We start from the raw sequence: 11,982 nt of genomic DNA, 5'->3' as shown, positions 1-11,982 counted from the left end.
ACTGGATTTAAGGCTTCATTAAATCATCTAAAAAGTATAGATATAGTAGAGCGAGATAACTTTGTAGAAGTTCAAAATGGAAGGTCTATTAAGTTACCTAACTTGTGGTTAGTTGGATATGGAGATTGGACAGGTATGGCATCTGCAACATTAATTGGCGTTTCTAGAACAGCGAGAGCTACAGTAGATGAGATCTTCACTTATCTACAAGAAATTAATACTAAAAAATTTTCAGAATAATTATCCATATCGAGTATAAGAATTTTAGAATCGGTTTTGTGTCTAGGCTACTGGGAGCATTCCAATATTTTGATTATTATTTCACTAAAAGTGTCTACAAGATCATGCTATTCATTAAGCCATAATTTTTGATATTTAAACCTAATTTCATGAATTGCACTAAAAAGAGGGAACTCTTTCATAATTTATAATTAAATTAGAAGTTTTCTTAGGAAGCTGTTTAATATTATTGATATCTATGCAGTTTTCCTTGTAAAAGCACTTCATTTATAGTGAGTATTTCAATAAAATAAGGGAGCTAGCTCCCCTCTTTTATTCATTTGCTAATTAAAAATTACTCGCAACTTGATATGTGATGAATGAAAAGATGTAGGCTAATGCAAACAAATAAGTTGCCATAATGATGGGCTGTTTCCAGGTGCCAGTTTCTCGTCTAATTGTTGCTAACGTAGCAAGACAATGGGGAGCAAAAATAAACCATACCAATAATGATAAACCTGTGGCTAACCCCCATCCATCCGGGCCTGAAATTTGACTTAACAGACTTTGAGTTACTGTATCTTCATCACCTGACATCGCATAAATCACCCCAAGAGCAGCAATTACAACTTCCCTTGCTGCCATAGCAGGAATGAGTGCAATACATATTTCCCATGTAAACCCAATAGGCGCAAATATAGGATGAATTAAATGTCCTAACTGACCAGCTAAACTATAGTTAATGGCCGGCATGCTTGCATTATCTGGTGGTTGAGGGAACGTGACTAGCACCCATAACAAGATAGACAGTGCGACGATAATGCCACCAACTCGTTTTAAGAAAATAGTTGCCCTATCATATAAGCCTAATGCAATATTTCTAATATCTGGAATTCGGTATGTGGGAAGTTCAAAAATAAAAATACTTTCAGTTTTATCTTTTCGAACCAATTTCAGAAACACTGAAACTAATAACGCTGAGACTATTCCCGACATATAAAGACCAAAAAGGACTAATCCTTGCAGACTTAACCAGCCGTAGATTAATTGGTTCGGAATAAATGCCGCGATCAATAAAGCATATACTGGCAATCTTGCTGAACAGGTCATCAAGGGTGCAATCATAATTGTTGCTAATCGGTCCCGTTCAGAGCTGATACTTCTGGTTGCCATAATTCCGGGAATGGCACAAGCAAAACTGGATAGCAGAGGAATAAATGAACGGCCGCTAAGCCCGGCTTTAGACATTAATTTATCTAAAAGAAATGCTGCCCGGGGTAAATAGCCTGACTCTTCAAGCATTAAAATGAAGAAGAATAAAATCAAAATCTGAGGCATATATGCAAGCACGCTACCTGCACCAGCAATTACCCCATCCACAACCAAGCTTTTTAATAGAGGATGTTGGATTAGTGGTCCAATAAAATCACTGAGCCATGCGACAAAATTTTCAATGAATTCAATAAAAGGCGTTGCCCATATAAATACCGCCTGGAACATCACAAACATGGTTAAAGTTAAGATTACTAAACCCAATACAGGATGTAGAAAAATTTTATCTAGAAATGCGGTTCTTTTATCACCACTGTCATTATTTAAAATAACTTGTTTGGTGATTTGTTTGACCTGTTCAAAATGACTTAATTCAGAATGATAAGGAGTAATAAAAAGATTTTTTTGATCTAATTGATTAATTAAATCTTGAATTCCTTTTGTTTTAACTGCGACAGCTTCAACTACAGGGATACCTAACAGTTGAGACAGTTTATCCTTATCAATGGAAATACCACGCTTTTTGACCTCATCCATCATATTTAATACAAGAATCATAGGGCGATTTAGAGCACGAACTTCGAGAACCAAGCTCAAATGTAAGCTTAAATTTGTGGCATCTACAACGCATATAAAAATATCGGGTAGAATTTCACCTTTTAGCTCGCCCAAACAAACTGCCCTGGTGACTTCTTCATCTAAACTACTAGGTTTTAAACTGTAAGTTCCGGGTAAGTCCAATACTCGTATTGCATCACCAGAAGGTAATTTAAAAGAACCTTCTTTTCTTTCTACGGTAACCCCAGCATAGTTGGCAACTTTTTGTCGCGTACCAGTAAGCGTATTAAATAAAGAGGTTTTTCCGCAATTTGGATTACCGACTAATGCAATGTTCTTAATCTTCATTGGATACTAACTCTACAAAAATTCTTTCAGCTTCATTCTTTCTTAATGCGAATCTTGAAGTTTCAATTTGAACTAAAACAGGATCTCCGCCAAAAACACCTTTAGTGAGTACTTGTAGAGTTTCACCCTCTCTAAAACCTAATAGTTGGAGCCGTTCCAATACGGGATCAGTGGTATGACTGTATTGATTACCTTTTTTGAGATCTCTAATTTTGACGATCTGATTTTGTTTAACTTGAAATAGATTCATTTTCGATACTCTTACTTCAAAGCCAAAATCTTTCGAGCACCATTAAGCACGAATAAAGAAACCAGGATGCCAATGATTAAGTCTGGGTAAGCTGATCCCGTCCACGCCACGAGTACACCGGCAAATATAACGCCCATATTTACGACAACGTCATTCGCCGAGAAAATCCAACTGGCTTTCATATGTGCGCCATCTTCTCGATGACCAGAAATAAGATATAAGCATGTCACGTTAGCTATAAGTGCGAGCAGGCCAATAACAATCATGAGCGTTGATTCTGGCTCGCTTCCAAACATGAATCGTCTAATGACATCAATAATCACGATGACAGCAAGTAATAACTGAATCCAACCTGCGAAATGGGCTGCTTTCACTTGATATTTCGCAGCTTTTCCGACGGCATATAGCGCAATACCATAAACGGCTGCATCGGCAAACATATCTAGAGAATCAGCAATCAATCCTGTAGACGCAGCAATAATTCCGCTGATGAATTCTATAAAGAAAAGTAGAGCATTAATGCCTAATAACAGTTTAAGTACTTTAGCTTGTCTCACAGGATCAGGTTCATTAGGTATATCGCCTGAAGAAAGCTGTGTTTCATCAAGTTTCGCCCCAAAACCCAGTCCTTCAAGTTTGGCCGTAATTTGCTGACTCCCTTCATTATGGAAGACTTTCAGTTTTCGATTGGGAAGATCAAAAGTAAGACCTTTAACTGCTTCAATATCTGCAAGAGCCATACGGACCATTTGCTCTTCAGCAGAGCAATCCATTTTAGGAATGGTATAGGTACTTGTTTGCTTAGCTTGTTGATTGCTTATATAAGTTTCAGTCTTCACAAGCTTTGCACCAAAACCCAAAGCTTCAAGTTTGGTAGTTATATTTTCATCTTTTTGATTATGTAGAACCTTTAAAGACCGGTTAGGTAAATCAAAGATGAGTTTTTGAACACCATCAATTGAAGATAGCGCCATACGAACCATCTGTTCTTCCGCAGAACAATCCATTTTGGGAACTAAGTATTCACTCATGTAGTGCGAATCTTTTAAAACGTCTTCAGTGCTTAAATTTTCTTTGGGATCAGAACCACAACAGGATTGAGCGGTATCTTCACAACTGTTTGAAGTGTTACAGCAAGGAGATGAAGATTTTTCTTCTTCCTCTTCACCACAACAGCTAGGCGTATTATCACAATTCTTTGAATTGCTTGCTTCTGCAATTGATGGATGATTTTCTTGTTGAGATTTCTTATCTTCGCATGGTGTTTCTTTACTACATCCACAGCCACTCATAGTTATACCCATTAAAAAAATTTATAAACTTTGAATATTAGAATCCCTATAGTTACTATAGAGTCAAGATTTTTTGGAAATACCAACTCAATGCATTTAAAAATTGGTGAACTCTCTAAAAAAACCTCATGTTCAGTATTAACAATTAGGTTTTATGAAAAGGAAGGTTTAATTCCGGAACCCGAAAGAACGGAAGGAAATTACCGCCTTTACGATATAGGCTATGTTGAGCGAATTAAGTTTATTTTGAATTGCCGAACTTTAAATATGAGTTTGAATGAAATTCGTCAATTACTCACCTATAAAGATAATCCCAAGAAAAATTGTTCAGATGTGAATGAATTAATTGACTTACATGTCAGTGCTATCAGAGAAAATATAATCAAGCAACAAAAGCTTATTGAACAATTATCTGATTTAAGAGGTACTTGTGATGGTTTATGTACAATTGACCAATGTGGAGTTCTAAAAAATCTAGCTTGATTATCTAGACCTATGCTTTTTTCAAAAATTCTGTATATCTTTACTTAAGGCTGCAAAAAGTTTAAGGTTACTCAAATTCTGTGATCAGATCTTTGATAGATCTGGACAGCTTCTTATTGGTGTTTTAAATACAGATTTGTGTATGAAGAGAAAAACATTTCTAATCCAGATATTGGTACTCTTATTCACATTCCAGAATATTTGGAGTGTGGCAGAGGCTGCGTGTCTGCATGAAATGCCAAACATACCCAATTCAATACTCTCTAATCCAATCGATTTAGACGAAAAGAGTGATAGTCCTCGTCAAGCACTTTATTCCCTAGAAAACTATAAAGAAATCTATGACTATTGTCAGAAGGTTTGTTTTAACGAAAAGTGCAGTCATTTCTCAAATACAATCGTGATTCAGATTGACCCACCCGATGATCTGAAGCTTAAAGCTAATTTTGAGACCGGCATTACCCCAACTTATTTGGGAATAACTTTTTATAAACCCCCTTATCTGGATCAATTAACCCCGCCTCCCGATTTGCCCCTACTATTGGTGGGGTAGTCTTATAAAAGCCCACCACTCCTAATTTCATTATGCGTGGGGCATTTTCATGTCAAAAAACAAATTACATCAGGATACCTCCATCCTGAATTTATCCTGGTCAGCCTTAGGTAGCGGTATCTTGCTATCTGCAATGATCAGCTTCAGTACTTCCGTAGTCGCCAGTACTCAAGATTTAACGCTGCAGCAAGCTATTGAGCAGGTTAACCAATATCAAGCGTCCCAAAATTTCTGGGAAACGCAAAACAGCATTAATGCCACGAATCTTCAGCAAAGTAAGCTGTTTAAAAATCCTGAACTGTCAGTTGAACAAACGGGATTTGGTTCAAATAATGAAAAAGAGCTTACCATTGGCATATCACAACCCTTGGATATTTTTGGTGAGCGAAGAGCAAACCAAAAATTAGCCAGTCTCTCTACAGATAAAACAGCGCTGAAACAGAAGATTTATCAAGCACAAATTGAGCTTGCAGTGAAATATGTATGGTCACAACTGGCCATTGCTGAACTTGAAAAAAACATTGTCAATGAACAACTTCGGGTGAGCCAAGAAAACCTTCAAGCAATCGAAAAGCGCTTTAATGCAGGCAGTATTGCCCAAGTAGATGTAAATCGCGCACGTTTAAGCCATGCTGAAAATATCCGTCTTTTTAGACAGGCAGACTTACAGGTACAAGTGGCCACCCAACAATTATCAAATTTATGGGGTACGTCTGATAAGTCATTGCAGGTAAACCTCTCTTCACAAAAGCTCTGGCCAAAATCGACTCATGAACAGGTTCAAGAATATTTAGCGGAAAACTACGTTGAGAAATATCGAGCTTTACTGGTATTAGAGTCTCAAGCAACGGTTGATCAACTAAGGGCAAAGGCACGTCCTAACCCCACTTTAAACCTAGGTGTCAACCGCACCCAATCCTTGGAAAACTCCACACAAAATCAATTAGTAGTCGGAGTCAGTGTACCGCTTAATATTTTCGATCGTCAGCAAAATGGCATAAAAATCGCGCAAGAAAAAATGAACTTATTAGAGCGTCAGAAAGAGTTTTATCTGAAGCAAAATGCGCTGCAAATAGGCACAATTTTAACCGAGTTGCAGGGTTTAGAGCTGCAATTCAAAGTCGTTGACGAGACTCAAATTCCTTTGGCGACTCAAGTTCAAAGTAAGACGCTACAAGGTTTCTTGGCAGGCAAGTTTGCTTTAACCGATGTTCAGCAAGCCACGCTTCAATTACAAGACATCCGTCTGCGTAAAGTCCAGTTGTTACGGGATGGCTGGCAAAAGGCCATTGAAGCAGAAAGTTTGAGCTTAGGCATTAGCCCAAGTGAAGTCATGTCGAAAGATGCTATTGCACAAATCAATCAAAACTTATGGCAAGACATACAGGCCATGCCTGTCATTGGTGGGGGAAATTAACATGTTCGATCTTAAAAACAGCTTAAAAAAACAGAGCGGAAAAATCTCTCAACCTCTACTGATTAGTTTGGTTATCGGCGCTACCGTACTCCTCAGTATTTTTTTGATCTTAACTGGTAAGAATAAATCGGAAACATCAGATGAACATGCAGAGGAAGAAAGCGGAGAAGAACATGGCGGTGAAACCGAAGAGCATGCAGAAGGTGTGAGCCTGACTGCCAAGCAACTGGTGGAACAGGGCATACAATTATCAGCGGTCGATCAAGGCCCGGTGGTTAAATTAAGTTCTTATCCTGCCAAACTGAATGTGAATACTGACCAGCAAGCGCACGTCTCACCGAGTTTTAGTGGTCATGTAGAAAATGTCTATGTAGAACTCGGTCAAAAAGTTCAGAAAGGACAGCCTTTGGCTGCGTTGCTTGTTCCTGATCTAGTTGATCAGCAGGCCAATCTTAAAATTGAACAAACCAACCTTGAACTGGCGAAACAAGACTATGATCGTGAGCGTCAGCTTTGGTCACAGGGCATTTCAGCAAAACAGGACTATCAACGTGCTTATAACAGCTATAAACGGGCACAAATTCAGGTTCAAGCGGCCCAATCACGTTTAAGTGCATTTGGTGCAGTGAATGCCAGTAACGGACGCTATATTTTGAAAGCTCCCATTTCTGGCGTGATCAGTAAAAAGGATTTGGTTCTCGGGGAAAATGTTCAGTTAGCCGATCAACTCTTTACGATAGACCGGTTAGATCAACTCTGGCTTGAGTTTATTGTTCCAAATTCTGAAATTATGGGCTTAGCCCCGAATCAAAAGATCGAATTTAAATCCTTGCAAACAGAAAAGGTTTATCAAGCTGTTATTCAGACTTTAAATACTGAAGCGGATATTCAAACAGGTCGTCTTCAGGTGCGAGCAAAAGTTGAATCGAATGCAACCGAATTACGTCCAAACTTGATGGTGAACGTACAGTTGCAACAACGGAGTGAAAGTACCGCATTACGGGTACTTAAGTCCGCAGTTCAGAATGTCGATGGAAAAGATGTGGTTTTTGTCGCCACTCAGCATGGACAAAAAGTTGAATTCAGTCCGCAACCTGTGAAATTAGGGCAATCATCTGGGGAGAGCCAATGGATTGAAGTGGTGAGTGGGCTTAGTCAGGGACAAAAATATGCCGCTCAAGGCAGTTTTTTACTGAAATCCGAGCTGGAAAAAGGAGAGGCTTCACATGAGCACTGAAACTCCTCAAATTCCAGACCACGAATCGGTAAAACCTGAAGGACTGTTTGATCGACTGATCCAGTTTTCTATCCATAACGCAATCTGGGTCATGCTGTTTATTGCGGCTTGGATTGCTATTGGTATTTATAGTTATCAAAAGTTACCGATTGATGCTGTACCAGATATTACCAATACTCAGGTGCAGATTAACACTTCAGCCAATGGTTTTACGGCTTTAGAAATGGAACAGCGGATTACATATCCAATCGAGAATGCCATGTCAGGCATGCCGAAAATGGAACAAACCCGTTCGATTTCACGCTACGGCTTATCGCAAGTGACCATCATTTTTGAAGATGGCACGGATATTTACTGGGCCAGACAGCTTATCAACCAGCGCTTGCAAGAAGCAATGGGAGAAATGCCTGAAGATGTGCAACCTAACATGTCGCCTATTTCGACAGGTTTAGGTGAAATCTATCAATGGGTGATTAAAGCCGAACCAAATGCTAAAAAGCCGGATGGAACCCCTTATTCGGCGATGGATTTACGTGAAATTCAGGATTGGATTGTAAGACCGCAATTACAGCGCGTAAAAGGCGTTGCTGAGATCAACAGTATCGGTGGCTTTAATAAAACCTATGTGGTTGCCCCTGATCTGAACCGATTGCAACAATTGCAAATTCCTTTGTCTGATTTACAAACTGCCTTAACAGAGAATAATGAAAACCGTGGTGCTGGCTATATTGAGAAAAATGGACAACAGCTAACGGTTCGTGTTCCCGGCACTTTAAACACGATTGAAGATATCCAGAACATCAGTATTGCCAATAAAAACGGCTATCCGATTCGGGTGGCAGATGTCGCCAATGTCTCAATTGGTCATGACTTAAGAACAGGGGCTGCAACCTATAATGGTGAAGAAACTGTATTGGGTATTGCCATGATGATGATGGGAGAAAATAGCCGTACCGTTGCTCAAGCCATTGATGAAAAGGTGCAATCGATCCAGCAATCGCTACCTAAAGGTGTGGTGATTGAGACTGTGTATGACCGTACGCATTTGGTTGATCGGGCGATCAAAACCGTTCAGAAAAATTTGATTGAGGGTGCAATCCTCGTCATTGTTATTTTATTTCTCTTTCTAGGTAATTTCCGTGCTGCGCTGATCACGGCTTGCGTTATTCCACTGTCAATGCTGTTTACCTTGACGGGAATGGCAGAGCAGAAGATTAGTGCAAATCTGATGAGTTTAGGGGCACTGGACTTCGGTATTATTATTGATGGTGCAGTGGTTATTGTAGAAAACTGTATCCGTCGGCTAGCAGAAGCTCAGAAGCTGAAAGGTGGTTTACTTAGCCGTTCTGAAAGATTTAAAGAAGTCTTCTTGGCTGCAAAACAGGCGCGTCGTCCTCTGATTTTTGGACAGTTAATTATTTTGGTGGTTTATCTACCTATCTTTACCCTGACGGGTGTAGAAGCCAAACTTTTCCATCCTATGGCAATGACTGTTGTACTGGCTTTAATTGGGGCCATGATTTTATCTGTCACTTTTGTGCCAGCCGCAGTTGCCCTATTTGTCACTGGAGAAGTCAAGGAAACCGAAAGTCGCTGGATGCATTGGCTTAAAACCAAATATGAACTGCTTTTAGATAAAGCCTATGAGCTTCGTTTATTTGTGACTATTGTGGCTGCCTGTATTTTAGTGCTTACGGGCGTGCTAGCCACTCAAACAGGTAGCGAGTTTGCACCTCAACTGGGTGAAGGTGATTTTGCTGTTCAGCAAATGCGTTCCCCAAGTACAGGGTTAGAACAGTCACTGAGAATGCAGGAAAATACTGAAAAGTTACTGTTGAAAGAATTTCCTGAAATTAAAGCGATCTTTGCTCGTACCGGTACAGCAGAAGTGGCCACAGATGTTATGCCACCCAACATTTCAGATGGCGTGGTACTGTTAAAACCTCATGATGAATGGCCTGATCCAAAACAAACGATTGATGAGCTTCGCCAAAGAATGATTACTTTCTTAGCGACATTGCCGGGAAATAACAGTGAGTTCTCGCAACCCATTGAACTGCGCTTTAACGAGTTAATTTCAGGGGTGCGAAGTGATGTGGGTGTCAAATTATTTGGTGATGACATGGAGATTCTAAATCGCGAAGCGAATAAAATTTCTCAAAAAATTAACTCAATTTCAGGCGCGACAGCCGTTAATGTAGAACAGACCAGTGGCTTACCCTTGTTGAATGTAGAGGTGGATAAGTCCAGAGCTGCACAATATGGCTTGTCGGTAAGAGCAATTCAGGATCTGGTAGCTACAAGTGTCGGTGGCCAGAATGTTGGAACAATTTTACAGGGAGACAAGCGTTTTGATTTTGTCATCCGTCTAGATGAATCCCAGCGTAGTCCTGAACAGTTAGCGGTACTTCCTATTCAATTGCCGAATGGTGGTTTAGTCCAACTGCAAGATGTGGCACGCGTTGAAAATATCCTGGGTATTAATCAGGTCAGCCGTGAAAATGGTAAACGTCGAGTGGTTATTACTGCAAATGTAGAAGGACGTGATTTAGGCTCATTCGTAACAGAGCTTCAGAGCACGTTATCCAAACAGGAATTACCAAGCGGTTATTGGATAGATTATGGCGGTCAATTTCAAAATCTGATGTCTGCAAAAGCGCGTATGCAATTGGTGGTTCCGCTCGCATTGTTGACGATCTTTATTTTATTGATGGCTGTATTCCATAATATCAAAGAAAGCTTACTGGTCTTTAGTGGTGTACCGTTTGCCTTATGTGGAGGCTTAATCGCGTTGTGGTTGCGTGACATTCCATTATCCATGTCAGCAGGGGTTGGCTTCATTGCACTATCGGGGGTGGCTGTACTGAATGGCTTAGTCATGCTTACCTTTATCAAAGAGTTGCGACAACAATATGACCTTTATTATGCAACGTGGCAGGGTGCAATTTTGCGTCTTAGACCTGTGCTGATGACCGCTTGTGTGGCGTCCCTTGGGTTTGTCCCGATGGCTTTGGCAACCGGAACTGGGGCAGAAGTACAGAGACCTTTAGCAACAGTGGTTATTGGAGGAATTATCTCCTCTACCCTGCTTACATTGGTTTTATTGCCCGTACTGTACCGGTGGATGAATGAAAAGAAAGCTTCTTAATCCATTAGATTAAGCAACTTTTAGCAGAGATATTGGGTCTGTCTCAAATATCTCTGCTAATCATGGATTAAATAAGGAAAATTTTATGTCAGAACATCATGATCATAGCCATGCGGTTGTTACTGAAGGAAATAGTAAGAAATTAATGTTTGCTTTGGGTTTAACGACTACTTTCTTAATAGTAGAAGTTGTCGCTGCTTTTATTACCCAAAGTTTAGCATTACTGTCTGATGCCGCTCACATGTTTACTGATGTAGCCGCATTAGCTATTGCTCTTGCTGCTATCAAAATTGGTAAAAAAGCCGCAGATGATAAAAGAACTTTTGGCTATCAGCGATTCGAAATTTTAGCGGCTCTGTTTAATGCAGTGATGCTTTTTGTGGTGGCGATATATATTGTCTATGAAGCTTACCAACGCTTTACGCATCCTGCTGAAATTCAAAGTGTTGGAATGATGATTGTCGCAGTCATTGGTTTGGTCATAAATTTGATTTCAATGAAAATCCTTTCTGCGAGTGCTCAAGAAAGTCTAAATGTGAAAGGCGCATATTTAGAAGTCCTTAGTGATGCACTGGGATCGATAGGCGTGATTATCGGAGGAGTGGTCATTTATTTTACCCAGTGGATGTGGGTAGATACCGTAATCGCTGTGTTAATTGGCTTCTGGGTTTTACCTCGAACTTGGGTTTTATTAAAACAAAGTATCCATATTTTGCTTGAAGGGGTTCCTGATGAGATTGATATTGAGTCGTTAAGAAATGATTTATTGATGCTAGAGGGTGTTGAAGGGATTCATCAGTTGAAAGTCTGGGCTATATCTTCAAAAAACATTCATTTAACTGCTCATTTGGTTGCTCCTAATAGCGATCCAGATCAGCTCTATCAAAAGGCCTTAGACGTTCTAAAACATAATCATAGTATTACTGAAATTACGTTACAAATAGAAAGTAAGGAATGTAATACATTGGAACAGCATAAACATTAAAGTGCTGCTCTTTCTACATAATGGACAGATGACTAGGCTGATAAACCTTACCATTTTCCTGTATTACACTTCTATTTATCACACGCACTTTAAACACCATCCTGAGACATTTTAAAATTACAAGAATGTAATTTATGAGTCCTCTGGGTGTTAATTCTTTAAAGTTAGAATATCTAACAAGTATTAAATGAGAGTAAATAAACATGCTATTCAAAAATAA

At 39.5% G+C, this 11,982-nt stretch carries 9 protein-coding genes and 1 pseudogene; 7 read left to right on the top strand and 3 right to left on the bottom strand.

Features of this window, described 5'->3' with window-relative positions; all coding sequences use genetic code 11:
- Positions 1–240 (top strand): annotated as a pseudogene (locus GGG_RS19980) (pyridine nucleotide-disulfide oxidoreductase); the annotation flags it as partial.
- Between the two features lie 327 nt (positions 241–567).
- On the opposite strand, the gene GGG_RS0117270 reads toward GGG_RS19980, so the two are convergent.
- The 3 genes from GGG_RS0117270 to GGG_RS0117260 are packed head-to-tail and all read right to left on the bottom strand — an operon-like array spanning position 568 to position 3,939.
- Positions 568–2,397 carry a ferrous iron transporter B gene (locus GGG_RS0117270; RefSeq protein ID WP_010117223.1) on the bottom strand — a complete coding sequence of 610 codons (1,830 nt, stop codon included), beginning with the start codon at positions 2,395–2,397 and terminating at the stop codon, positions 568–570.
- A complete protein-coding gene (locus GGG_RS0117265) occupies positions 2,387–2,647 on the bottom strand; it encodes a FeoA family protein (RefSeq protein ID WP_004281857.1) in 261 nt (86 codons plus the stop codon). The genes GGG_RS0117270 and GGG_RS0117265 overlap by 11 nt, the downstream gene beginning before the upstream one ends.
- An 11-nt stretch (positions 2,648–2,658) precedes the next feature.
- Positions 2,659–3,939 carry a cation transporter gene (locus GGG_RS0117260; protein WP_010117221.1) on the bottom strand — a complete coding sequence of 427 codons (1,281 nt, stop codon included), beginning with the start codon at positions 3,937–3,939 and terminating at the stop codon, positions 2,659–2,661.
- A 90-nt stretch (positions 3,940–4,029) separates the two neighbouring features.
- Between GGG_RS0117260 and cadR the strand changes: the two genes are divergently transcribed.
- From cadR to GGG_RS0117230, 6 genes are all read left to right on the top strand, one after another.
- Complete coding sequence (cadR, locus tag GGG_RS0117255; RefSeq protein ID WP_004281856.1) at positions 4,030–4,422, top strand: Cd(II)/Pb(II)-responsive transcriptional regulator; 393 nt, start codon at positions 4,030–4,032, stop codon at positions 4,420–4,422.
- Between the two features lie 142 nt (positions 4,423–4,564).
- Complete coding sequence (locus tag GGG_RS0117250) at positions 4,565–4,975, top strand: hypothetical protein (RefSeq protein ID WP_004733191.1); 411 nt, start codon at positions 4,565–4,567, stop codon at positions 4,973–4,975.
- A 49-nt stretch (positions 4,976–5,024) separates the two neighbouring features.
- Complete coding sequence (locus tag GGG_RS0117245) at positions 5,025–6,392, top strand: TolC family protein (RefSeq protein ID WP_004281854.1); 1,368 nt, start codon at positions 5,025–5,027, stop codon at positions 6,390–6,392.
- A 1-nt stretch (position 6,393) separates the two neighbouring features.
- Entirely contained in the window at positions 6,394–7,629 is a 1,236-nt protein-coding gene (locus tag GGG_RS0117240) for an efflux RND transporter periplasmic adaptor subunit (RefSeq protein ID WP_004281853.1), read from the top strand.
- Positions 7,619–10,777 carry an efflux RND transporter permease subunit gene (locus GGG_RS0117235; protein WP_005265669.1) on the top strand — a complete coding sequence of 1,053 codons (3,159 nt, stop codon included), beginning with the start codon at positions 7,619–7,621 and terminating at the stop codon, positions 10,775–10,777. Before GGG_RS0117240 ends, GGG_RS0117235 begins: the two co-directional genes overlap by 11 nt.
- Before the next feature lie 85 nt (positions 10,778–10,862).
- Positions 10,863–11,762, top strand: a complete 900-nt coding sequence (locus GGG_RS0117230; protein WP_004665978.1) for a cation diffusion facilitator family transporter — start codon at positions 10,863–10,865, stop codon at positions 11,760–11,762.
- The last annotated feature ends 220 nt before the right edge of the window (positions 11,763–11,982 follow it).

The sequence above is a fragment of the Acinetobacter sp. P8-3-8 genome (assembly GCF_000214135.1).
Classification (GTDB): domain Bacteria; phylum Pseudomonadota; class Gammaproteobacteria; order Pseudomonadales; family Moraxellaceae; genus Acinetobacter.
This window is presented reverse-complemented; position numbering and strand designations above follow the sequence as displayed.